Here is a 25,544-nt window from a genome sequence, read left to right as displayed (position 1 = left end):
CCCGAAGGTGCTGATTGTTAGAAGTATCGTGAGAAATTAACGACGTTTACCATTTTTATAGTGACCTAAATGTAAGCCATTGTCTTTGCGGTAACGGTCATTATAACGGTAGTCATTGTAGCGATAGCCACGGCTATCATAGCGGCGGTCATAACGATCATCACGACGGTCTTCACTAACTTTTTGACCTAATACTGCACCACCTGCAGAGCCGAGTCCTGCACCGACATAGCCACCATTGTTGCCTGCCATATTGCGACCAACGCTATATCCACCTGCACCGCCCAAGGCAGCACCAATCATGGCACCGTTACGGTCACGTTTATTGGCAGAAGCTGCAGCACCGCCCGCACCACCAATGGCTGAACCAATCATCGCGCCTGTTTGTCCACCCATTTGTTGACCAATTGCTGCTCCGACAGCACCACCCAAGGCAGAACTTACGGCAACACGTGTATCGTTTGCATGCGCAGTACTCATAAGCAAGGCAGAACTTGCGATAACGCTACCCAATAAAATACGATTAAGTTTCATGCGGATGCTCCAAATATTGATTAATATGTTTTGTAATGAAGATATAGAAACAGATGGCAAAGATCGTGAAGGGCAATGAGGTAAATCTGCAAAGTTTGGTAAAGACTTTGTAATTGCACTGCTAAATTTCTTCATATTGATTATGGTCGTTTTTTTGAACTGATATATGAAGAAAAATTAATCCTATAAAAAAGCATCAAACCTGTGTTGATGCTTTTTTGCTGCTCTATGCCTATCGTTCAAGATTAACGACGGTTGCGTTTTTTCTTCCATTTACGTTCTTGATAGCGGTCATATTCTTTATCTTTCGAGATTTTATTGCCGAGTGCTGCACCACCTGCTGCACCTAAAGCTGAACCAATATAACCACCATTGGTACCGCCCATATTTTTACCTACGGTATAACCCGCACCACCACCCAAAGCACCACCAATTGCAGATTCAGTACGATGACGCTTATCACTCGCCACGGCTGCACCACCAGCACCGCCTAAGGCAGCGCCTAGTGTTGCACCCGTAGTACCACCCATATTTTTACCAATAGCTGTACCTGCAACACTGCCTAAAGCACTGGCTGCGGCAACGCGCGTAGTATTGTCTGCATAAACGTTGGCACTGAGCATTGAAGCTGTGGCTAAAGCTGCTGTCATTAACATTGCATTAAGTTTCATGTTGAACTCCATGTCCATTTATAGGACTTATTTATGATCAATTTTGATGGGCTCAATTTAACAAAGCGCCGCTTTTAAAATGTGGAGAGTGCAGACGAGATTGGTGTTCTTTGGTGTGGGCTTTGTATGAGTTTGATTAAAATTGCTAAAAAAATGTCCAAATGCTGATGCTAATTGCGGTACTTGGTGAGTTGTACATTCACCGCAATGCACAGCATCATCAAGCAGAAATACTGCTAGAACATCTGCAGATAGGCATTTCAAACATCGTACAGACTTAATAATGATGTTATTTGGGTGGTAGAATCGGTAAACTATGCGCAATTTTTTATTTCGCTGTGCTGCGTGTTGCATGTAACAGCCTTTGCATTGAGATTTTTTAAACAATGAAAGAATCGTTACGTTTACGATTAGATCAGCTTTCTGACCGCCATGAAGAATTGACTGCTTTGTTGGCAGATGTTGAAGTGATTTCAGATAACAAGCGTTTTCGTCAATTATCACGTGAACACAGTGATTTAGACGAAATTACGGCAGTGTGGTCACAATACACACAAGCCGAAGCCGATATTGAAACAGCCGAAGCAATGTTGTCTGATCCTGACTTTAAGGAAATGGCGCAAGAAGAAATTAAAGACAATAAAGCGCTGATTCAGCAACTTGAAGCTGACTTAAATATTTTAATGATTCCAAAAGACCCGAATGATGCCAACTCGGCTTATTTGGAGATTCGCGCAGGGACAGGTGGCGATGAAGCTGCGATTTTTTCGGGTGACTTATTCCGCATGTATAGCAAATATGCCGAAAGTCAGGGCTGGAGAATCGAAATTTTATCTGAAAATGAAGGTGAACACGGCGGATATAAAGAAGTCATTTGCTTGGTGAATGGCGAAGGCGTGTATGGCCGTTTGAAGTTTGAAAGTGGTGCGCATCGTGTGCAACGTGTTCCTGCGACTGAATCGCAAGGTCGTGTGCATACATCAGCGTGTACTGTGGCAATTTTACCTGAAGTAGATGTAGACACCACGGTAGATATTAACCCTGCCGATTTGCGTATCGATACCTATCGTGCTTCGGGTGCGGGTGGTCAGCACGTTAACAAAACCGACTCTGCAGTGCGTATAACCCACATTCCGACGGGTACTGTGGTGGAATGTCAGGAAGAGCGTTCACAGCATAAAAACAAAGCGAAAGCGATGGCGTTGTTGGCATCACGTTTGGAAAATGCCAAACGTGCTGCAGCAGATGCAGCAACTTCAGAAATGCGTCGTGATTTGGTGGGTTCGGGTGACCGTTCTGAGCGTATTCGTACCTATAACTATCCGCAAGGACGTATGACAGATCATCGTATTAACCTGACTTTATATAAGTTGGATGCGGTGATGGAAGGTGATTTAACTGAACTACTAGATAGTCTGCATCGTGAATATCAGGCAGATCAGTTGGCGATGCTTGCTCAGCAAAACGGTGGTTAATGAATATTGCGCAAGCCTTGGCGCTACGTGGTGAAGTCGATAGCTATGAGCGTCAAGAAAATATTTGGTTGTTAGAGCATTTTTTAGGACTCAGTGCGCTTGAATTAAAATATCGTGCAGATCAGGAATTGAGTGCCGCGCAAGAGCAGATGTATGTGCAGGCTTTGGCACGTATAGCAGCAGGCGAGCCTTTGGCGTATATCACAGGTTCACAGCCATTTTGGACACTGGATTTAAAAGTCACGCACGATACTTTGGTGCCACGTCCTGATACCGAGGTTTTGGTCGAAACTGTGTTGGCTTTGTCATTACAACGTGATGCTGTAATTGTCGATTTAGGCACAGGTACAGGGGCGATTGCTTTGGCTTTAGCATCTGAACGTCCAGATTGGCAGGTAACCGCAACCGATATTTACCTGCCAACGCTTGCAGTTGCTCAAGAAAATGCAAGCAAGCATGCTTTAAATCAGGTGCAATTTGCCCGTGGTGCATGGTTTGAGGCATTGGGTTCAGCAGCCGAGCCACGTTTTGATTTAATTGTATCTAATCCGCCGTATATAGATGCTAATGATGCACACATGTCTGCTTTGGCAGCAGAGCCTGAACGTGCATTGGTGGCAGCAGATCAGGGTTTGGCAGATATTCTGCAGATTATTTCGCAGGGTAAGCACTGGCTGAAAGCAAATGGATGGATTGCACTAGAGCATGGCTATGACCAAGCTTTAGCAGTGCAAGCGATTTTTGCAGAACACGGTTTTTCTGACATTCGTACAGTCAAAGATTATGCAGGCAATGATCGGGTGACTTTAGCACAATGGCTTGCTGGCTGATGTGTTATATCAGTTAAAAATCTTGTGAGATCTATTTATCAGCTTGCAAACATAGACGAATGATTAGCAAAGTTTAAGTGCAAGACCAATTTATGAGCCTCAACTCAACTGATGTCAGCTTAGGTTGCCTTTCACTGCCAAAATTGCAGGTGGCAGTTCTTCGCCAAGTGAACTCAGCATTTCCCGTTCAATTAATCGCACCATGGAGTTGAGCGGTAAATCATTGTCTTGCAGGCCAAAAGGTTCTTCAAGTTGTTCGCTGAGAGCATCTAAACCTAAGAATAAATAGGCAATTAAACCCACCAAAATTGGTGTCCAGATTCCTAAACTTGCTTCTAAACTAAAAGGCAGAATAAAGCAGAAGCAATACACAGTGCGGTGCAACAAGACTGAATAAGAAAAAGGCAAGGGTGTGCTGAGAATTCGATCGCAACCTGCTTGCACATTACCCAATTCAACAATATGTTGATTCAAGCCTTGATAAATAATATCGGAAATTTCACCTGTTTTCAGTGCGCTGACTAACTCTTTTTGAATGCTTTCTAAAATAAACTGTGCGGCATTAATATGCGGAAATAATGCTTCATAATCTGCAGATGTGAGGTTGACTTTGTTTTGATAAAAATCGATAGGTTGGTTTTGATTGCGTAAACGGTTACGCAATAAATTACTAAACAACATGACCCGATACATCAAGACCCGACGCTGTTGATCTGGCAGTACGTATGAGTCACGTGAAATATGCCGTGATGTTGCAATTAACGTCCCCCACAATTTTCGACCTTCCCACCAACGTTCATAACTGGCGTTATTTCTAAAACTGAGGAAAATAGACAAAATAATACCGAAAATGGTAAAGCCAATGGCTGGTACGCTCGGCACTTGAAAAAAGTGGTGAGAAGACAAATACACTAAGACCGTAGAAAGGAAGACCACAATTGCAAGTGCAGGTAAGACCGTGGGTAAAATTGTCCCATACCATGCAAACAGTAGGGTAAAACTGTTGTTTTTATTGCGAATAATCATCTTGATGCATCCTTGAAGCTGTCCTTAGTGTTTCATAGACAAACAACGCTTGGCAAGATGATAGCTAGCTTTTGATTCAAAAAGCAGCAAGCGGCTTAAAGTCAATTTTTCTTATTTATTATTGCAACAGCCAATAAAAAAGTGATGCCATGAAGACATCACTTTTTAAATACTTTCAGCAACTGAATGCTCAAAGTTTTAGCTTACATCGGGTAATCTTGCAAACAGTCTGGAATTTCAACTTGTGCCAAACTGTCTGTTTCTAAAGCTAAACATAGTGCAACAATTTTAGCGGTATCGCACAGGTGTTCATCTTTGAGTGCTAAACCTGCTTGTAAAGATTGTAAATCTTCTTGGCAAATATCTAGGGCTTGCGCTGCTTCAAGTGCATCTTCACGTTTGAAAAACGCAGACATGACATTGCGTAACTGTTCTTCTGAGGTATTTAGAATACTTTGATTGAGTAATTCATCTAATTGGTCAGAAGCTTGGTTGAGGGAGTGAGAGAAATTTTGAACTAGATTGTGTTCAAGTACATCCATCATCTTAAGCATGGGGAAACCTCCAAAGATGCTCGTACATTTAATATTACAGGGGGAGTATGACAGCCGAATTGCATAAAATTTATGCTTTAAATTGATTGAAAAGTAAACTAAATTTAATACTTTGACAATGCAGTGCCGATGAACGTCCAGTTCACTGCTCAACCTTGAAATCACAGCGATGAGTTTTCTTTTATAATTAAGTTGTTTGTAAAATACACAAAATAGTGGCTGAGTAGTAGGTGATAAGTCACGCAATTATGAGCTTTCAATTATGAGCTTTCGGTATATTGTCGATATGCACCAGGATTGACCCCAGTCCATTTTTTAAAGGCACGATGAAAAGCGCTAGGATCATGGAAATTTAATTGATCGCTAATTTCCTGAAGTGATTGTTGGGTTTTGCTCAACAATTCAATTGCCGTATCTCGACGGATTTCATTTTTTAATTGCTTATAGCTGGTGCCTTCCTGCTTTAAACGCCGTTGGAACGTCGCTTCAGACATATTGAAATGTTGGGTTAATTCGTTCAGTTCTAACCACTCACTCGGCGGCAATCGCATTAATTGTTTACGGATTTTATGACTCAGCGCATGTGGGTTTTTATAACGCACCAAAAGGTTAAAAGGTGTTTGTTTTAAAAAGCGTTTCCAACTTTTTTTATCCTGCTTGATTTTTAAATCAAGATGTTTTGCCTCAAAATAAATCTTATGCGCTGTACACGCATATTCAATTTCATCACAGAAACGGACACGATAATCAGCATCATCCTGCGGGGCAGCACATTTGAGTTGCATGTTTAAAATAGCGATACGTTGTCCTGTCAGCCAGCACATCAAGCCATGAATCAGCATTAAATAAGTGGCATAACTAAACATCGGTTTCACTTGATCTTTATCGTGAATGGTTAAGATTGCATATTCACCATCTACGTTTAATTCACCTGAAAAATCATCCAGTATTAAATTAAAGAAATTTAAAATGTCCTGTAATGCGGCCTTTAAATGCTCTGCTTGGTACACCCATTTAGACAAGAGTTGATAACTGCCACGACGCATAGCATGGCTGTCCATGCCAAAAAATTCATCGTTCATGGCATCTGCCAGTGCAATCCACAATTGACCATATTGCAGAATTGACACCCTCGCTTTGTTGGAATGTAACAGCTCTGCAGGAATACCCGCCGTCTGCAAAATAGCATGCGTATCCATACCGCGTTGCTGTGCAGTATGCAAAGCTTCATGGACTAAAGCAATTGAAATTGTACCTTTGCTGTAAGTGAGCTGAGTTGCATTCATGGGATGGCGTGGTATTCCATTTACAAGTTGAGTGTTCAAATACATCATAGTCGATGCAGGGTTTGGAAATTGTACTCTAGCTTGAGTGTGATTAATCTGTTTCTTAAGTTGTATCAACCTGAAAATTTATAAGGAAAATAAAATGAAAATTCAAGGAAAAGTCTGTGTGGTCACGGGTGGTGCATCGGGTTTAGGCGCTGCGACTGCACAACATTTAGTTGCGCAAGGTGCAAAAGTTATTTTGGTTGATATGAATCAAGAACTTGGGCAGCAGCTTCAACAGCAATTGGGCGAAAATGCAGACTTCGTAGCTGTAGACGTGACCGATGAAAACCAAGTACAGCAGCTTTTTAACCATATTGAGCAAAAATACGGACAGTTAAATGGCTTGGTGAATTGTGCAGGCATTGCACCGTCTGCCAAAGTCTTGGGACGTGATGGTTTGCATGATTTGGCAATGTTCCAAAAAGTGCTGAATATTAATGTCACGGGCAGTTTTAATATGATCCGTTTTGCGGCACAACTGATGGCGAAATATGACTTAGCCGCCGATGAAGAAGAGCGTGGTGTGATTGTGAATACTGCTTCGGTTGCAGCATTTGATGGGCAGATTGGACAAAGTGCGTATTCTGCATCGAAAGGTGCAATTGTGGGGATGACGCTGCCTTTGGCACGTGAATTGGCACGTGAAGCCATTCGGGTGATGACGATTGCCCCCGGTATTATGGAAACCCCGATGCTGAAAGCATTTCCACAGCATGTGCAAGATGCTTTAGGGCAAATGGTGCCATTTCCACCACGTTTGGCAAAGCCTGAAGAATTTGCGCAATTGGTGGGTCATATTTTTGAAAATGGTTATTTAAACGGTGAAGTGATTCGTTTGGATGGCGCAATTCGTATGCAACCGAAATAAGTTATGACGATGCTATATCCATAAAATAGCCTAAGCAAAAATTCAAGTATTGAAAAACTGGATACTAAAAAACCGTTGCAATACAGCACAAGGATGTTGCGCGCATTCCTGACAAAAACAACATCTACCATATAAACAGAGGGTCACCATGATTTTAAGCCATGAACAAAAAATGATTCAGGATATGCTGCGCAGTTATGCACAGGAAAAGCTTAAACCAACTGCAGCGGCACGTGATAAAACTGCTGAATTCCCTGCAAAGGAGTTAAAAGAACTGGGTGAGCTAGGTGCTTTGGGCATGACCGTTGCAGAAGAATGGGGCGGTGCAGGTTTAGATTATGTATCTCTCGTTTTAGCCTTAGAAGAAATTGCTGCGGGTGATGGTGCAATTTCAACGATTGTGAGTGTGCAAAACTCATTGCCATGCGGAATTACACAACGCTACGGCACAGAGGCGCAAAAACAAAAATATTTAACTAAACTGGCAACAGGCGAATGGTTAGGCTGCTTTTGTTTAACTGAACCACAAGTCGGCTCTGATGCCAGCGCGATTGAATGTAAAGCTGAAAAAGATGGCGAGGATTGGGTTTTAAATGGCACCAAGCAGTTTATCACCACAGGCAAATATGCAGATGTTGCTTTAGTTTTTGCTGTAACGGACAAAACTGCGGGTAAAAAAGGCATTTCCTGCTTTTTAGTCCCGACGAACACACCAGGTTATATCGTGGCACGTTTAGAAGACAAAATGGGACAGCACTGTTCCGATACCGCCACCATCGTGTTGGAAAACTGCCGTATTCCTGCAGAAAACCTATTGGGGCAAGAAGGTGAAGGCTACAAAATTGCACTCTCTAATTTAGAGTCGGGGCGTATTGGTATTGCCGCGCAATCGGTGGGTATGGCGCGAGCAGCTTTAGATGCAGCCGTGGACTATGCCAATGAGCGTAAAGCTTTTGGAGTTGAAATTGTGCAACATCAGGCAGTCGCGTTTCGCTTGGCAGATATGGCAACACAGATTGAAGCTGCACGACAGCTCATTCTACATGCCGCAAGCCTCAAAGATGCAGGCTTACCGTGTTTAAAAGAAGCATCTATGGCCAAGCTTTTTGCTTCAACCATGGCAGAGCGTGTGTGTTCAGATGCGATTCAAATACATGGGGGCTATGGCTATGTATCTGATTTCCCAGTTGAACGTATTTACCGCGATGTGCGCGTTAGCCAAATTTATGAAGGTGCATCCGATATTCAGCGTTTGGTGATTGCACGTGAAGTGACTAAGCGTTAAAGCTGAGTATCTAAAACTTTAGTCGGTGTCCAAAGCTTGCAAGGTTATTGCAGGATGTGGAAATTGAGAAAATGTTCAAATCATGTTTAGCTAACTTGATTGCAAAATACGCGAAGATCATGTCGTGATTGCGTTGCATGATCGACTTCAACACAGCAAACCTAATTTAAATTTTAAAGAGCGATTCAATCCTAACTTGTAAAAACGGTTAAAACAATAACGCATATTGCTGCAAATGAATTGCAGTGTCATCAGTTTAAGACGGAGCTTAAAAGAATGAAAACTTTGCAAGAGGCATATCAACAGTTTGATATTGAGCAACTGATTCAAACCCAATTGGCAGGAACGCCAACGGCACTTAATGCCTATGAAGAATGTTGCGGACGCTATACGGGTACTCAACAAACTGCCTTAATTTGGGAAGGCAAACACGGTCAAACTGCATCGTGGACATTTGATCAACTGGCAGAAGCATCTGGAAAATTGGCAAATTATTTTACTCAACTGGGCTTAAAAGCAGGTGATTGTATTGCAGGATTATTGCCGCGTACGCCTGAATTGTTAATTACGGTTTTTGCCACATGGCGCATTGGGGCAGTGTATCAGCCTTTATTTACAGCCTTTGAATCTAAAGCGATTGAGCACCGTATTCAAACTGCAAAGACGCAGCTCATTGTGACCAATACTGAGCAGCGTCCAAAACTAAATGCCTTGTCTAATGTGAAAATTTTAACTGTGGACGCAGCAAATCAAGCTCAAAACCATGATACAGATTTTTGGCAAGTTCTAAGCACTCAAGACACTTACTTTGAAACCGTGTATCGCAGTTTTGAAGATGATTTTCTGATGATGTTTACATCAGGCACTACGGGTTTAGCTAAATCTGTACCTGTGCCTTTAAAAGCCATTGTGGCATTTAAAGGTTATATGCAGCATGCAGTCGATTTAAGAGCAGAAGATTCATTTTGGAATTTAGCCGACCCTGGTTGGGCTTATGGCTTGTATTACGGTATTACAGGGCCACTGAGTTTGGGGCATAGCATTATTATGGATGAACGTCCATTTAGTGTTGATCATGCACTGGAAATTATCCGTAAATATCAGGTGAGTAATTTAACAGGTTCACCAACCGCATTTAGAATGTTCTTTGGTTTTAAAGAAAAGTTTGATGGTGATATTCAACGACATCTGCGTGTGGTTAGCAGTGCAGGCGAGCCGCTCACACCAGAAGTGATTCATTGGTTTAAGCATGATTTACAAGTCAATATTTATGATCAATATGGACAAACCGAATTGGGGATGGTGATTGCCAATCATCATGCACTGGAACATCAGAAAAAAGTAGGTTCTGCGGGTTATGCTATTCCTGGACATCGTTTCGCGGTTTTAAATGCACAGCATCAGGAAGTCGCTCACGGCGAAATTGGCACACTTGCACTGGATGAATCACAATCGCCTTTAATGTGGTTCAAAGGTTACGATGGGGATGACCGTAAATCATTTGTGGGACAGTATTATTTAACGGGTGATACGGTACGTTTAAATGAATTTGGTGGGATTGATTTTATTGGTCGTGCAGACGATGTCATTACAACTTCGGGTTATCGTGTCGGGCCTTTTGATGTAGAAAGTACTTTGCTTGAATGTGAGGAAGTGCTTGAATCCGCAGTAATTGGTAAGCCAGACCCAGAGCGTACAGAAGTGGTAAAAGCCTTTGTGGTGTTAAAAAATCAATATCAACCAAGCACTGCATTGCAGGAAAAGCTGCAACAGTATGTGCGTTCACGCTTATCGAAACATGCCTATCCTAAAGAAATTGAATTTGTCAGCAGTTTGCCTAAAACATCCAGTGGAAAAATTCAGCGTAATTTATTGAAGCAACAAGAAATTGCAAAACAAAATGCTTTTAAAAAAGTGAGCTAAATTCAGCCAATAGGCCCTGTTAATTATTGCGCCATAAGAAAAACGCCATTCATACAGATTGGCGTTTTTTTAAATCTGTATTCTTTATTTAAACCACCCGATTATGCAAGCACGAACTGAATCGATAGAAAATGTGTGCATCATATTGGTGATGTGATATTTTCAACTTTATGCTGACACAATGAACAAGGCTGCATGTACTTCGATTACGATAAAAGCATGTAGGCAGCGCAATACATATTGGGGGAGAACATCATGGTAACAGCTCATTTAAATTTCACGCAGCCGTCAAAGCGGATATTTACGAAGTCGATATGGATGGGCGCAGCTTTACTGTTGTGTGCCTCTGGCAGTTATGCACAAAACTGGAACCCAGCGCCAACTGCTGAAAGTACAGCCTATTCCAGCTATCCAGCAGCAAAAACGCCACAAAAAAATTATGCAGTCTTTGCCGAATACGCCAATTTTGAAGCAGATTTTGACAGTGGCGATACAGTAGAACTAGATGGTTTTGCTTTGGGTGTTTCCACCACGCCACATCGCTCAGGTTTTTATGGCAGATTGGAATTCTTAAAAAACAATGAATACGATTTGGATTATTATGAATTCAATATGGGTGGGAATTTAAACCTGATCAGCTATCATGGTTTGTATTTCAATACATACGCAGGTCTAGGTTATAGCGGCGCAAGTTCAAAGCTGCTTGCCAATGATGTCAATTTTGTCACTTTACCTGTGGGCGTAGAAGTCGGTTTGAACTTTGTTCCTGATTTCTCGATTTACGCCACTGCCGGTTATAAATGGTTATATGACAGCACCTCGAATACCACCTGTAAAGATGGGGCAACCTCAGACAAAGTCGGGAATACGGCATGTTACTGGAATGGTGGAATTGCCTATTATAATGAATATATAGGCGATGCCGATGGCGTTACTTATAACGTAGGCATGCGGATGCACTTTTAAGCAAGTCGTTGCACATCTCCATCTGTTCAAATACGCAACAATTCAACCGCCGTCATGGCGGTTTGCTTTGAATACCCGTTATACTTGGCGTTTTGGTTTTGCAGAATAGGGCATTTTCTTGGAAAGCATATTCGATACTCAGTTGGAATTGAGCGATGCAGAAATGCATCTATATAGCCGACAAATTTTATTGGATGGCTGGGATATTGAAGCCCAAGAAAAATTAAAACTGGCCAACGTACTTGTTGTGGGGGGTGGCGGGATTGGCTGTTTAAGCGCAGAATTACTTGCACGTGCAGGCGTGGGAAAAATCACTCTGATTGATGCTGATGTGATTGAAACCAGTAATTTGCAACGACAAATCGCCTATACCCCCGCAGATTTAGGCTTTTATAAGGCCGAAATTCTCGCAAAAAGATTAATGCAAATTAATCCTTATATCGAGATTGTTTGTTTAACCACGCTGTTAGATGCGCAAAATGCAGGCACTTTAGTTGCCCAACAAGACCTAGTTTTAGATGGTTGTGATAATTTCAGTACCCGATATTTGGTCAATCAATATTGCCGACAATTGAATGTACCTTTACTCAGTGCCTCTGCCATTGGTTTTCAAGGGCAAATGTTCATGGTCGAAGGTGATTCTGCTTGCTATGAATGTCTGTTCCCGAAAGAACAACATGCCAATGAAAGTTTGCGCTGCGCTGACAGTGGCGTATTGGCAACCACTCCCAACGTCATGGCCAGTTTACAAGCGCATCATGCCTTATTGTACTTGGGTTTAGGCAACACCGCGCTGAAACAAAAGCTATTACTTTGGGATGGTTTAAGCATGAAACAACGCTTATTGTCGTTTGATCAAGACCACAACTGTCCAGTTTGTCAGGCAAGATAGCCTTTTTACTTGGCAATTTTTTGTTAAACTCTCACTACTTTAATATGACTCAGACATGATGAAAAATAATATCTGGTTAGATGGTTTACGTTCAGTTGCTCGCATGGGTGAAACTGCCGTAGTGGCAGCCAAAGCAGGCATTAAATATGCCACTGAAAAGCCAAGTAATGCCAAACTCATGCGCGAAACATTTGAATCTTTAGGTTCAACCTACATTAAACTTGGGCAGTTTATTGCCAGTACACCGTCATTGTTCCCGCGTGAATATGTCGAAGAGTTTCAAGGTTGTTTAGACCAAACTCCAACTTTACCGTTTAGCTATGTGCAGCAAGTATTGGCATCTGAATTTGCAGGGCGCAATTTAGATGAAATATTTGCCTCAATAGATGAAAAGCCTTTAGCTTCAGCATCTATCGCACAAGTGCATGCTGCAAAATTGGTAAGTGGCGAAGATGTGGTGATTAAAGTGCAAAAACCGGGGGTAGAAACTATTCTCTATACCGATTTAAACGTCTTGCACTGGGCGACTAAACTGCTCGAAAAAGCTGTGCCCAAAGTCAAATTTGCGTCATTGGCCGATATTGTCGAAGAAATCAAAACCCGTATGGTGCGTGAAGTCGATTTTATTGAAGAAGCGCGTAACCTAGATGATTTTATTAATTATCTGAATTTGACCCAAAACAAAAAAGCTACTGCACCTAAGGTCTATCATCAATATTCCACCCGTCGCGTATTGACCATGCAGCGTTTGTATGGCGTACCTTTGACCGATTTTGACGTGGTGAAACAAGTATCTAACGATCCATCGCAAGTGTTGATTACTGCCATGAATACATGGTTTGGTAGCTTGATGATGTGTAACAGTTTCCATGCCGATTTACACGCAGGCAACCTGATGTTGCTTGAAGATGGGCGTGTCGGCTTTATTGATTTTGGTATTGTTGGACAGCTGAATCCTGAAGTGTGGACTGCATGTATGGCTTTTATGGATGCCTTGCAAAATACCAACTACACGCTTATGGCGGAAAATATGCTCAAAATGGGCATGACTGACACGCAAATTGATACTCAGGTTTTGGCAGCAGATTTAGAGCGTTTATTTAGTGGCGTATTGCTGGCCGATCCTCAAGAGTTGCTGACTTCTAACCCTGCCGATTTAAATGACATTATGCTCGATATGGTTGCAGTGGGTGAGCGTCATGGGATTCGTTTCCCGCGTGACTTTGCTTTACTGTTCAAGCAAATGCTGTACTTTGACCGTTTCATGCGCGTTTTAGCACCTTATACCGATATTTATGCCGATCAACGATTGCAGATGGTACAAAGCATTGATCCGAATTTGTTGTTAAAGCATTAATTACCCATATTGGTCGAATCAAGCTTTCTGGTTGCATATTTTAAAGCCACCGATCTTTTGTTTTATGAGTTCAGTGTGGCTTTAAAATACGGCAAATATCCCTTTCAATAGAAAGAGATAGAAGGATTTAAAATGAAATATAGAGTGTGGTCATGGATGCAATTATCATTGAAGGCTTAAAGGTAGAAACAGTCGTCGGCTGTTTTGCATGGGAGCGTCAGATTCAACAACCGCTTATGTTGGATTTGATTATTGCCACCAATTTAAGCCAAGCTGCAGCTTCAGATGAGTTGCAAGACACGCTCAATTATGCAGAAATTTGCAGCATTTCAGCGCAAGTGATTCAGCAGGCTGCGCCCAAATTGATTGAGCATGCCGCACAATTGGTATTGGATGCACTTTTTACGACTTTTGCCGCCATTGAATCCATTACCATCACCATTCGCAAACCTGCCATTATTCCAGAAGCCAATTCTGTAGGAATTCGTCTTGAACGCCACCGAAACGATTTTTGCCCTCGCTCTGGCGAGTAACTGCGAAGCACCGCGTCAGTTTAAAAATGCCTATCAGCAAATTGCTGCATTGGGTGAAGTGCATTTTTCGCACATTTATCTGATTCCATGCCGTGATGGAATTGGTGCAGACTATTGGAATTCTGCTTGTTTGCTAAAAAGCCGTTTAAGCTTTGAGCATCTAAACGTCATCCTTAAGGAATTGGAAGTTGCAGCAGGGCGTGTGCGCCCATCGCATGATATTCCGCTGGATATTGATATTATTGCGTGGGGTGAAAATTTAGCTCAAATGCAATTCAATCCGAAAAAAATGCCACTTGCTTTAGATGTTAAAATTCCAATGTGGGATATTTGGCAAGATGAGGCTTTTGTGCATTCTGCGCATGACTATCCCATTGTGAGTTGTGAAGAATAAATCAGCCAATAAAAGGTGTAGATTCGTACTACACATCTTTAAATTTTGGCTGTGATCTGTGATCTCGTTTCGGTTAACATCACCGTGTCATATCTTTCTGATATATTTGTATGAAAAACCATCAAAAACAATATTTTTCTGTATTTATACGGCTTTGCACTTAAAAAATATCCACAAAATCTGCGGATAAATCTTGGGATAACTCAAGATCGGCTCTTTCTCTGTTATTTTTTGATCGTTTTAATCGAGATGTTTTCTATTCCAATGACATAAAAAAACGCCCACAATTGTGAGCGTTTAAGTGTTATCAATTCATTAAATATAATAACTGGTCTTGGTCATGAGCTTGGAAATCGCAGTCATGGTCAAACGTACAGGTACAGGCAAATCTACACCACCTGCTTTGAGCGCCGTATCGCGATGATGCAATTCATCTTCATTCATTTGGACTAGAATTTTACGTGAACGATCATCTTGTTCAGGCAATTGGCTAATATGATGTTCTAAATGCAAGCTGACTTGACGTTCAGTTTCTGCCACAAAACCCAAACTGTATTTATCGCCCGCAATACCTGCAATTGCACCCATCCCAAAAGACAAGCCATACCATACAGGATTAAGCAAACTGGTGTGACTGTCTAACTCTTTTAAGCGGTCTTCGCACCACGCCAAATGGTCTTGTTCTTCAATTGCAGCCTGTTCCATTTCACGACGTACATTGGGCAATTTCGCAGTTAAAGCCTGACCGTGATATAAGGCTTGTGCACAGACTTCACCACTATGGTTTACTCGCATTAAGCCTGCAACATGACGTGCTTCACTCACAGCCAATTTGGTTTCAACCGTATTGCCCGGGTTTTCACGTTGAGCCGAAGTTGTGCCAGGTACTAAACTACGTAAGGCTTGGTCAAATGAATGAATAAACTTGTCGATGCCTGTGTAATGACGCATGAAATTAATCCTCCAAAGAGTCCTGTGCAGTATCTAACATTGGCTTGAGCTTTAACAAGAGCCAAAAGGTGAAAACAGCACTTAAAACAGCCGTAATACTAAATAAAATTTTTAAATCAATTTTTAAAATGCTTAAAATTAAAATCGAAAAAATGGCAGATGACACCATAAATACCGCATTTAAAATATTGTTGGCTGCGACCACACGTGCGCGGTGCGAGCGAGGGGAATAGGCTTGCATCATGGCATACAAGGGCACAATGTAAAAACCGCCACTAATGCCCAGTAAAGTGACTGCACACATGACATGATAATAACTCCAGCCTTGCTGAAAGACTTCGGCTAAGCCCAGTAGTGCGCCTGTTTTTTCTGGTACAAAAGCCAATGTGCCTGCCAAATAAAAAGCAAAGACGGTTAAACCGACTGCGCCAATAGGCACCATTTTAATATTGACCTCGGTACCGCCTATTTTACGGCAGAGCAAAGAACCTACGCCAATACCGACAGAAAAGAGTGTCAGTAATAAACTCACCACATTTTCAGAAGCATGCAAGTTTTGTTGAGTGAGCTGTGGAATTTGGGTTAAATACGTTGCCCCATAAAACCAATACCAAGAATTGCCCAATAATATTAGAAAAATCATCGGCAGGCTTTTGGCATATTTTAAAGTCTGGAAACTGGTACGGAAAAAATTCCAGTCAATTTGAATGTCGGGTGCCGTGACGCGCTGCGTCAGCACAAAACGACTTGAGGCATAACCAATTAGTGCAATAATCACCACAGTTAAGCTAATCCAGACTAAATTGCCTGCAGATACCGAAATCACTGCACCGCCTAAAATCATCCCCAATAAAATTGCAATGGATGTACCTGACTGGAAAATTGCATTGCCCGACATCAGTTCATGCGGTTTGAGTACTTCAGGCAAAATGGCATATTTGATTGGGCCAAAAAAGGTCGATTGTGCGCCCATTAAAAATAAGGCAATCAGCAATAGCCACAAATTTCCTAAAATAAAACCAACGGTACCAATCAGCATGATAATAATTTCCAGCAATTTGATGGCACGTACCAATTGGGCGCGTTCATACTTGTCTGCCAGCTGTCCTGCGGTGGCAGAAAAAATGAAATAAGGCAAAATAAACAGCAAGGCAGCCAAATTGTTCAGGGTGCTGACATTTGCAGATTGCTGGCTAATCAATCCATAGGTAAAGACCAAAAGCAGCGCTTGTTTATATACGTTATCATTGAGTGCGCCAAAGAATTGGGTGAGAAACATCGGCAAAAAGCGACGACTCTTTAACAAATGTTCATTTTTTTTCATGCGTGATTAACTTCGTTTAGTTTTATTAAGAAATGTGACCACTTGATATAATTGTACAGAAAATCATGTATGATGTTTCAAGTATTTCACTAATGAAAAAATCGAACAAATAGTGTTTATACGTGGGTTGATTGGGGTTTATCCAAAAAATTAAATCAGTTTAGAGTTTTTTATGCTTGTAAATACAAACTTTAAAAAATCAGTACTGTGTTCCAGTATGCATGCAATTTTATGCTGGAATATGCCGAAAAAGCTCGGACTAAGTCTGTTTTTAGGTTTAGTTGCATCCTCAAGTTTTGCAGAAAGTCTTAAGGTATCTAACTCCAACACCCAACTCGCTGAAAATCCTACATCACTGCAGACTCCAACTACAGAAGAAGCACAAAATTTAGCTGAAGAAATTAAACAACTGGCAGCAGCACAAGGTAAAGACAGTGCCCAAGATCTACAAAAAATAGAAGAAGCTTTAGAGCAAGCGCAAACACCTGAATTTAATAGTCTAGAAATGCTGCAACAGCAACAACAGGCAGGGGCATCTTTTGCTGAATTTCAGCCTATCGAATTTGAAGACTTAGAATATTTACCCATTGCACCTGTAGATCAGGGGCTTGCCAATGAAATTTTTCAGGTGGCAGAACAAGCCAAACAAGAAGCGATGCTAGACCGCAATGGTCAAGTGCCAGAAACGTTGGTTCAAGACGCAACACAGCAGGAGCTACTGCAAATTGATCAAGCGCCTGTAAATGTCGATCAGCTCATAACCAATATTCAGGCAGACAGTAATTTTGTAGTGGAAGCCAATCCTAACGATACCTTAATGACTGAATTGGGCTGGATGACGCAGGTCGAAAATGTCGATAAACTCGGTTTTTTCAGACGTTTACTGTATAAAGTCCGTCCACCGCGTGAGCTAAATACAGCCAAAGTGCCGCGTATTAGTGCAGATGTAGTCATTACCGCAAAAGGCGCCAATGGTACACAAAACTCAATTGGAGAGGTATCGCCCGATGCTTATCGTACAGCGGTAGATCAGTTAAGTGCCAATATTAAGGCCAAACTGTCCAGTTTTACCCAGGAGTCTTTTGCAGATTTTCCATCGGCATTGCCGCAACTGCGTACGTTGTCAAATCAGGCTGCGCAGGCGGTGGGTTTTTATAATGCCGAGTTTAAGTTTGAAAAACTCAGTGATAGCCGCGTGCGTGTGCAGGTTGTGCCAAATCCACCTGTGGCGATTAAACAGCAAAATATTGAATTTACAGGTGAAGGACAATACGAGGCACAATTTCAGGTTATTGGTGTCTTGCCTGATCAAGAAGTAGATGATGTGTTTAATCATGGTTTGTATGAGCAAACCAAAAAACGAATTACCGATGCCGCTTCAGATAACGGTTATTTTGACAGTTACTGGCGTTTGCATGACGTTAAAGTCGCTCAACCTCAAAATACAGCCGATATCAATTTACGTTATGAAACAGGCGAGCGTTATAAACTCGGAAATGTTGAATTTCGTATGAGCGATCCAAATCAAGAATTCCCTTTGGATATGGATATTCTGCAAAGTATGGTCACTTGGCAGGACAATGCTGACTATACTTTTTGGCGTGTAAATGGTTTGGCCAATAACCTCACCAACTCGCGTTATTTCAACTACACCTTAGTTGATACGATCCGTCCTGATCCTGTAGAGCATCCTTTGGAATTGCCACCTGATATTCAGGCTTTGGTCGATCAACAAAAAATCTCAGTTTACGATGCCACAGTCGTCGATCAAAAACGGGTGGCGTCATCTCAGGAAGTGACGCAATCTGTGGTGAACGAAGCTGAATTTGCTGGCACAGAAGAAGGTGCGAGCAACGATAAGCTGCGCATGCTACAAGCACAGCAAGAAGACAAACAATCAGAAGAAGAACGCTTAAAACAGCAAGCACGCATAGACAAAAAAATTCCTGTGATTGTGACTTTAAATGCAGACCGCTTAAATAGTGCCGAAGTCGGTGCAGGTTACGGAACTGACACAGGCGTGCGTTTGCGTGGGCAATATCGCCGTGCCATTGTCAATAAACGTGGTCACTCTTTCGATGCCAACTTGGAGCTTTCACAAATTCGTCAAGCCATTGATGGACGCTATAACATTCCTTATAACCATCCACTGAATGATTATGTCGCGTTGGTTGGCGGTTATGAGCGTGAAGAACGTGACGATGTTGCACAAGGTGGCGGCTTGATGATTGAATCTGCGGTTGCAGGTGTAGACCGTGTGATTAAAAACCCAATGGGCAGTTGGCAACATACTTTTGGCTTGCGTTATCGACTGGATCGCTTAACTGAAGATGGCACTGTATTTTTGGAAAAAGTGCCTGATGCCTTTATTGCCAATGGTGATGTCGAGCAACAATCGTTATTGCTTGGCTATGAAGTTTCACGTACCGACAGTAACCGTCGTGTTAACCCAAGCAAAGGTTTCCGCCAAATTTATAAAATAGAACTGGGGAGTGAATCACTGCTCAGCGATGCAGATTTAGCCATTCTAAATGCAGGTTGGCGTTTTATTTATTCATTGGGTGAAAATGACGATCATCAGTTTGTCGGACGCAGTGACTTAGGTTATATCTACACCGAAGATTTTAATAAAGTGCCTTATAATTTGCGTTATTTTACTGGTGGTGACCAGTCTTTACGTGGCTTTGACTACAAGTCTTTAACACCACAAATTGAAGGCTTTAAAATTGGAGGTCAGGCTTTGGCGGTTGGTTCATTAGAATATAACTATCAATTTAAAGAGGGGTGGCGCGCAGCAGTATTTAGTGATTTTGGTAATGCTTACGATAAAGACTTTAGCAACGACACCGAATATAGCGTAGGTTTGGGGGTACGTTGGGCATCACCAATTGGCCCAATTCGGATTGATGTGGCTTCTGGTATTTCAGATGATAACCATCCAATCCGTTTACATTTCTTTATTGGCTCTCAACTATAAATTTAAGACTTAGAGAACATTATGGCTGAAGTTGAACAGCAACCAGAAACTCCAGTAACGCCACCTAAAAAGCGTCGAATACTCAGGAGTGTTTTACTGTCACTGCTGTTGATGCTGGTTTTATTGGTGTCCGCTTTGGTGGTGATGTTCTCAACAGACCGTGGCTCAAAGTTCTTATTAGACAGCGTATTGCAGCGCCAAGAAATTATTCATTATGAATATGAAGGCGGTAATTTATGGCGCGGGATTATTCTGCGCAATATCATCGTCAGTTTAAAACCTGTTGATGTCAAAATTGACCGTGCCGATGTCATTCTTGGTTGGCGTGCCATTTTAGATAAAGAAATCCATCTCAATCGTGCCGATGTGCGTAATCTGCGGATTTATCCGAAAGGCCCACCAAGTGATGATCCATTCAAATTCAATGAAATTCGCTTACCTTTTGTTTTGCGTTTAGATACTGCCGATGTCGATCATTTATTGATTCAAACCGCCTCTGGTACGCAGGTCGATTTTTACGATATTCATTTAAATAATGCCTTGTGGTCGGGTACAGAACTGAAATTTGAAGATTCCAATATGGATATGGGATATTTGAATGTACGCAATGCCACAGGCGATATGAAATTTGAAGGTAAATATCCGCTTAATGTGGTGGGTGATTTAAATATTCCCTCTTTACATGACAGCTTAAATATTCACGATATTAAAGTGGTGGGTAAAGGCACACTCGACACGATTCAGGCGGGTGTTGCAACAAATACGCCTGACTTGCTCACGGGATGGGTGGTGCTGCATCCAATGCGTAAGCAAGTGCCAATGTTTGGTGAGTTACAATTTAAAGACTACCGTTGGCCTATTTTGACCGAGCAGGAGCTTTTTACCCAAGCAGGTGCAGCCAAATTTAAAGGTGATATCAAGCGTTTAGATATTGATGTCAATACAGATTTGAGCGGTAAACACATTCCTAAAGGTCAATATACAGGTTTGATGTATACCGACTTAGTTCATCAACTGAATATCAGCAATTTAAATGCACAACTTATGCAAGGTGCTGCCAATGTAGCGGGCATTGTCAGTTGGGATAAAAAAGTCAATTGGGATTTAACAGGACGTCTGGATAAAATTAATCCTAAAGATCCACTAATTCCTCAAGTGGTCAAAGACTTTTTACCGCCAAGTTTAGATGCCAATTTAGCATCTAAAGGTCATTTGGAAAAAGGCACACACTTAACTGCACAAGTCGATTTTGACCAATATGAAACTTGGAATTTAAAACTCGATCAAAAACCTGCGCAGGGCAAAGCGGCAAATCCGATGTTGCTTGATGTGCGCTGGAACAACATAGACCGTGCTGTGCCGTATGTGGGTTGGTTAAAAAGTGAATTGGGTGATGTGCAAATGGCCTTGGTAGAAGGTCAGCAAGATATTTTTGTGGCGACCAAAGTCAGCACACATGAAAAAACCATGTTACCTGCAGGTATGTACCAAGCTAAACTGAATTTAAAGAATAATCGCTTAAATATTCCTAATTTTAAATTTGATACCGCAGATAGTCATTTGGCAGGCAGCGCCGTCATTGATTTACCAACCGACAAACGTCAGTTGAAATGGAATGCGGTATTGGCTGCGAAAAACTTTAATCCGCAAAGTATCAGCACCGCAGCACCTGTTAATGTGTTAAATGGGCAGTTTAAAGCCAATGGTTTTGCATTGCCGAATCAGCAAATTATTCATTTGAAAGATATTAATTTGACAGGGCGTTTGGTCAATCAAAATGAAAACGTACATTTAACTGGGCAAAGCACCATCGCTTTATTGTTCCATGATGTGAAAGCTGGTGGTGGCTTTAAAAGTTTTGCCGTGAATTATGATGGTGGGTTAAATGCCAGTGCCATTCAAGGCAGTGAAGGACATTTAAAACTAAAATTATCGGGTACGCCGGAACTAATTAAAATTAGCGACTTACGCCATAATGGTGTTGCAGGGCAAATTGTGGCGGATGGTTTGCTGCATTTGAATAATGGCATAGGTTGGAATTTAAATGCCTCATTAATTCGCTTTAAGCCGCACTATTTTGTGTCCAGTGTGCGTGGTGAATTATCGGGCAATATCCGCACTCAAGGTATTTGGTCAGACACTCAAAAACGGATCAACATTGAACATCTGAATTTGGCAGGCATGCTCAATAATAAACCTGTACGTGGTACGGGGAATTTAGCCATGTTGATTGATGCCAATCAAAAAGGCTTTTTACCTCAACAGTTTGAAGCCAATAATCTATTTTTGTCTTATGCCAAAAATCAGTTACAAGCAACGGGGAATGCACAAAATCTGCGTATTAAAGTCAATGCGCCTGCTTTATACGAAATCTATTCAGGTTTACGTGGACGTGCGTATGGCTATATTAATGTGCAGTCGCAGCCACGCTTACAAGCCACTGCCAATTTCGCTGTTGATCAGTTCAGCCTCAATAATATTTTCAGCGTGCGTAAGTTGCGCTTACAAGGTGAATTGCCAACTTCTGAAAATACGCCAACGCTGATGACGGCATCCATGGAAAATTTACGCAGTGGTAACCGTGGCATTGAGCAAGGGCAGATTTCTTTAGCAGGCACACGTCAGGCGCATATTTTAAAACTGGAAGCTGAAAATAAGTTGAGTAAGTTTTATGTGCAATTGGCGGGTGGTTTAAATGCACAAAATGATTGGATGGGACAAATTCAGAAAGGGGATTTTGACTCCTTAAGAACCCATTTGGCACAGCGCCAAAACGCGGCCGTGATATATCAACATAGAACCAGTGAGTTGTATGTTGGTGCGCATTGTTGGATGAGTCAGCAAAGCCAATTGTGTTTTGATCAACCTATTCGTGTGAGTAAAACCAAAGCCAATGCATCATTTGTGACTCAAAACTTAGACTTAAATGACTTTTCTGCATTTATGCCTGAAGGTTTGGCGATTACAGGCAAGGTTAATGGGTATGCCAAAGCGGCGTGGGCAAAAGGACAGAAGCCAAAAATTGATGCACATTTGGTCACGCGTGATGGCGTCATTGGACTTGCTGCGGACGATCCACAAGATATAGGCTCAACCTTGCGCTATGAACAAGTGGCTGTGGTCGCAAAAAGCATTGCCGAAGGCTTGAAATTACGCATAGATGTGAAAACACCTGAAATTGGTACAGGTTATGCCAATGTGCTGATTGATCCTTACACTAAAAACATGCCAATGCGCGGTGAAATTGCCTTTGATCAGGTACAACTTAAAGTTTTTAAACCGTTTATTGCCGATGTGCGATCAATGGCAGGCATTTTGTCCTTTGCTGGCAAGATCAATGGGACTTTAACTTCACCATTGCTCACAGGTGAAATGCGCCTGAAAGATGGTGCGATCAGCATGATTTCGTTACCTGTAAATCTGACCAATGTGCAGGTCTATTCCTCTATCCGCCAAGATCAGGCCAGTATTAATGGCGCATTTAACAGCGGTGGTGGTGTAGGGCGTTTAACAGGCAGTGTAGATTGGAAAAATGATCCGCGTATTCAGTTAAATTTAAACGGTAAAGATTTATTGATTCGTCAAGCACCGCTGATTACTGCAATGATTACGCCAGATGTATCCTTAGATGTTTTACCTTTCCAGAAAAAACTGAGTTTAAAAGGCCGTGTAGATGTACCACGGGCTTTAATTTCTATGCCTGAAGTGTCTGCACCTGTGGTTAACGTGTCTTCGGATGTGCGTGTGGTACATGAAGGACAAGATCAACTGGCATTAATACGTTCAGCTCGTCCATGGGATATTCGTGCCGATCTTGAATTGAATTTGGGTGATCTGGTCATTTTCCAAGGTTTTAATAGCCGTATTCCACTGATTGGACGTTTGTATTTATCTCAACGTGGTTTAGAAACTGCGATGCGTGCCAATGGTGCGATTGGGGTCAGCCAGCGTGTGAAAATTGAAGCCTATGGACAAAGTCTGGATTTGAACCGTGCCATTGCGCGTTTTAATGGCCCAATTTCTAACCCAACTTTAGATATGGATGCCAATAAAAATGTACAGGGCAGCATGGTCGGCTTTAGAGTTACAGGCACAGCCAGCAGTCCGAACATTCAGGTCTATAACGATGCAGGCTTATCTGAACAAGAAGCATTAAATGCTTTGATCACAGGTCGTATCAATGAAGGTACCAGTGGTTTAAGTCAGACCGAAAGCTTTAAGTCAGACGTCAACAATACTATTGCAGCGGCAGGTATTAGTATGGGATTGGGTGGTACACGTGCCTTGACCAATCAAATTGGACGTACCTTCGGTTTAAGTGGTTTGGCACTTGATGCCCAAGGTACAGGCGATGATACCCAAGTCAGTTTGACGGGTTATATCACCCCAGACTTGTTTATTCGTTATGGTGTGGGGGTTTTCACACCTGTCAATAAATTGACTTTGCGTTATCAAATGAATAAGCGACTGTACTTAGAAGCCAGCCAAGCTTTAGAACGCGCAGTGGATATTTTCTATAACTGGCGCTTCTAACGGCAACCTCACTTAAAAATGCGTTCTATCAGAGCGCATTTTTTAAGCTTGTGCATGGATAGTTTCGTATTTATGTCAACTTTTGATTATCATAAGCACAACAGGAGAGCTTCAATGAAAAAGATTTTGGTGGTGACTGCAGTGCTTGCATTAATGGGTTGTGCAGAAAAGAAACCCTTAACCCCTGAAGAACAATGGCAAGGCTATTGCCGAAGTGTTGGCAATGCTGCGCGTACCATCATGCTAGATCGTCAAAATGCGATTGAAAAAGAACGTGCCATTGAGCATGCCAATAAAATTGAAGATGACATTACCCGTAATTTTATCTCAGAGATTATTGAGCAAGTATATGCATTGCCACTTGAAGAAATTAATGGTGATGTTGATGCGGCACGTGAAAAAGTCCGTACGCAATTTACTGAAAAATGTATCGCGACCCCGCATGATAAAATGCCTGATTACAAACCGTTCTAAAAGAACGGTTTTTTTATGAATTAAAATTGAAATATGTTTTGTACCTCTATATCTTTTATCAAAAATAGCCTAAGTAAATAAAACGTCTAAAACTAAAATAACCTGAGTTCGATATAAAAAAAGAGTAGAAAAAAAGCCCTGTATTTGTAACATATTGGTTCTCAAGACAAAATGTGATAAAACAAGGCTTTTCAATGGATCATATTACCGAATTATTTTGTATTTTGGATGATTTCTGCAAAAAATTTAATGAATCTTTAGAGAAAGCTTTAATTTCTGATCAAAAAACTAGGTTGAAAAAGTCAGCTTTAAGCTTGTCTGAAGCAATGACCATTGTCATTTTATTTCATCAATCTGGGTTTAGATTCTTTAAATATTTTTATTGCCAAATGATCGTTCCATTCTGGAAATCTGCTTTTCCTAAACTGCTTAGCTACAACCGATTTATTGAAATCATGCCCCGTTGTTTGCAAGCGCTGAGTAGTTTCTTCCATCAAGTGAAAGGAAAAGATACGGGAATCAGTATCATTGACTCCACTAAATTGGTGGTTTGCCATAATCTTCGGATTAAAAGACATCGTGTATTTAAAGGTTTGGCTGGTCGAGGAAAAAGTAGTACGGGGTGGTTTTATGGTTTTAAATTACA

The 25,544-nt window shown here is 41.6% G+C and carries 21 protein-coding genes; 14 read left to right on the top strand and 7 right to left on the bottom strand.

All coding sequences use genetic code 11. The annotated features are described in order from the left end of the window. Positions 1-36 precede the first annotated feature (36 nt). Together FTU71_RS01400 and FTU71_RS01395 are read right to left on the bottom strand one after the other, a co-directional pair. Positions 37-534, bottom strand: coding sequence for a hypothetical protein (locus FTU71_RS01400; RefSeq protein ID WP_004973185.1), 498 nt, complete (start codon positions 532-534; stop codon positions 37-39). A 245-nt stretch (positions 535-779) separates the two neighbouring features. Beyond that, on the bottom strand, positions 780-1,205 hold the full coding sequence (locus FTU71_RS01395; protein WP_004973189.1) for a glycine zipper 2TM domain-containing protein: 426 nt from the start codon (positions 1,203-1,205) through the stop codon (positions 780-782). A 386-nt stretch (positions 1,206-1,591) separates the two neighbouring features. On the opposite strand from FTU71_RS01395, the gene prfA reads away from it, so the two are divergent. Together prfA and prmC are read left to right on the top strand one after the other, a co-directional pair. After that, complete coding sequence (gene prfA / locus FTU71_RS01390) at positions 1,592-2,680, top strand: peptide chain release factor 1 (RefSeq protein ID WP_004973192.1); 1,089 nt, start codon at positions 1,592-1,594, stop codon at positions 2,678-2,680. Next, a complete protein-coding gene (prmC, locus tag FTU71_RS01385) occupies positions 2,680-3,510 on the top strand; it encodes a peptide chain release factor N(5)-glutamine methyltransferase (protein ID WP_167846066.1) in 831 nt (276 codons plus the stop codon). The genes prfA and prmC overlap by 1 nt, the downstream gene beginning before the upstream one ends. 114 nt (positions 3,511-3,624) lie before the next feature. Here the strand turns inward: prmC and FTU71_RS01380 are convergent, their stop codons facing one another. The 3 genes from FTU71_RS01380 to FTU71_RS01370 form a co-directional block, all read right to left on the bottom strand. Continuing rightward, positions 3,625-4,536: a bestrophin family protein gene (locus FTU71_RS01380; protein WP_004973196.1), complete on the bottom strand. Its 912-nt coding sequence runs from the start codon at positions 4,534-4,536 to the stop codon at positions 3,625-3,627. A 203-nt stretch (positions 4,537-4,739) separates the two neighbouring features. After that, entirely contained in the window at positions 4,740-5,090 is a 351-nt protein-coding gene (locus FTU71_RS01375; RefSeq protein WP_104852119.1) for a hypothetical protein, read from the bottom strand. 260 nt (positions 5,091-5,350) lie between these two features. Continuing rightward, positions 5,351-6,376 carry an AraC family transcriptional regulator gene (locus FTU71_RS01370; RefSeq protein ID WP_180111191.1) on the bottom strand — a complete coding sequence of 342 codons (1,026 nt, stop codon included), beginning with the start codon at positions 6,374-6,376 and terminating at the stop codon, positions 5,351-5,353. A 142-nt stretch (positions 6,377-6,518) separates the two neighbouring features. On the opposite strand from FTU71_RS01370, the gene FTU71_RS01365 reads away from it, so the two are divergent. From FTU71_RS01365 to FTU71_RS01330, 8 genes are all read left to right on the top strand, one after another. Beyond that, positions 6,519-7,289 (top strand): 3-hydroxyacyl-CoA dehydrogenase, encoded by a 771-nt coding sequence (locus tag FTU71_RS01365; RefSeq protein WP_004973201.1) that lies wholly within the window; start codon positions 6,519-6,521, stop codon positions 7,287-7,289. A 148-nt stretch (positions 7,290-7,437) separates the two neighbouring features. Continuing rightward, complete coding sequence (locus tag FTU71_RS01360; protein WP_004973203.1) at positions 7,438-8,574, top strand: acyl-CoA dehydrogenase family protein; 1,137 nt, start codon at positions 7,438-7,440, stop codon at positions 8,572-8,574. 276 nt (positions 8,575-8,850) lie between these two features. After that, a complete protein-coding gene (locus tag FTU71_RS01355; protein ID WP_131260808.1) occupies positions 8,851-10,497 on the top strand; it encodes an AMP-binding protein in 1,647 nt (548 codons plus the stop codon). A 255-nt stretch (positions 10,498-10,752) separates the two neighbouring features. Further along, entirely contained in the window at positions 10,753-11,463 is a 711-nt protein-coding gene (locus FTU71_RS01350; protein WP_180111189.1) for a hypothetical protein, read from the top strand. A gap of 163 nt (positions 11,464-11,626) precedes the next feature. Further along, complete coding sequence (locus FTU71_RS01345; RefSeq protein WP_167846466.1) at positions 11,627-12,355, top strand: HesA/MoeB/ThiF family protein; 729 nt, start codon at positions 11,627-11,629, stop codon at positions 12,353-12,355. Between the two features lie 58 nt (positions 12,356-12,413). Next, a complete protein-coding gene (locus FTU71_RS01340) occupies positions 12,414-13,712 on the top strand; it encodes an AarF/ABC1/UbiB kinase family protein (RefSeq protein ID WP_096900942.1) in 1,299 nt (432 codons plus the stop codon). A gap of 152 nt (positions 13,713-13,864) precedes the next feature. Continuing rightward, on the top strand, positions 13,865-14,245 hold the full coding sequence (gene folB, locus FTU71_RS01335) for a dihydroneopterin aldolase (RefSeq protein ID WP_004973210.1): 381 nt from the start codon (positions 13,865-13,867) through the stop codon (positions 14,243-14,245). Then, the gene (locus FTU71_RS01330) at positions 14,202-14,639 is read left to right on the top strand and encodes a 2-amino-4-hydroxy-6-hydroxymethyldihydropteridine diphosphokinase (RefSeq protein WP_004973211.1); all 438 of its coding nucleotides are present in this window, start codon (positions 14,202-14,204) and stop codon (positions 14,637-14,639) included. Before folB ends, FTU71_RS01330 begins: the two co-directional genes overlap by 44 nt. Positions 14,640-14,954: 315 nt before the next feature. Here FTU71_RS01330 and coq7 read toward each other — a convergent pair whose 3' ends face one another. Beyond that, complete coding sequence (coq7, locus tag FTU71_RS01325) at positions 14,955-15,590, bottom strand: 2-polyprenyl-3-methyl-6-methoxy-1,4-benzoquinone monooxygenase (RefSeq protein WP_004973212.1); 636 nt, start codon at positions 15,588-15,590, stop codon at positions 14,955-14,957. 4 nt (positions 15,591-15,594) lie between these two features. Then, positions 15,595-16,914, bottom strand: coding sequence for an MFS transporter (locus tag FTU71_RS01320; RefSeq protein WP_179993793.1), 1,320 nt, complete (start codon positions 16,912-16,914; stop codon positions 15,595-15,597). A 172-nt stretch (positions 16,915-17,086) separates the two neighbouring features. Between FTU71_RS01320 and FTU71_RS01315 the strand changes: the two genes are divergently transcribed. From FTU71_RS01315 to FTU71_RS01300, 4 genes are all read left to right on the top strand, one after another. Further along, positions 17,087-19,891 (top strand): autotransporter assembly complex family protein, encoded by a 2,805-nt coding sequence (locus FTU71_RS01315; RefSeq protein WP_179993795.1) that lies wholly within the window; start codon positions 17,087-17,089, stop codon positions 19,889-19,891. A gap of 21 nt (positions 19,892-19,912) precedes the next feature. Continuing rightward, positions 19,913-24,424 carry a translocation/assembly module TamB domain-containing protein gene (locus FTU71_RS01310; protein WP_180111187.1) on the top strand — a complete coding sequence of 1,504 codons (4,512 nt, stop codon included), beginning with the start codon at positions 19,913-19,915 and terminating at the stop codon, positions 24,422-24,424. A gap of 114 nt (positions 24,425-24,538) precedes the next feature. Next, complete coding sequence (locus FTU71_RS01305; protein ID WP_104852111.1) at positions 24,539-24,898, top strand: hypothetical protein; 360 nt, start codon at positions 24,539-24,541, stop codon at positions 24,896-24,898. Positions 24,899-25,092: 194 nt separating this feature from the next. Then, positions 25,093-25,544, top strand: a 452-nt coding sequence (locus FTU71_RS01300) for a transposase (RefSeq protein WP_306669734.1), incomplete at its 3' end; no start/stop codon positions are given.

Source organism: Acinetobacter sp. YH12136 (genome assembly GCF_013418545.1).
GTDB lineage: Bacteria > Pseudomonadota > Gammaproteobacteria > Pseudomonadales > Moraxellaceae > Acinetobacter > Acinetobacter towneri.
Note: the sequence above shows the minus strand (reverse complement) of the source record. Positions and strands in the feature narration are given on the sequence as shown.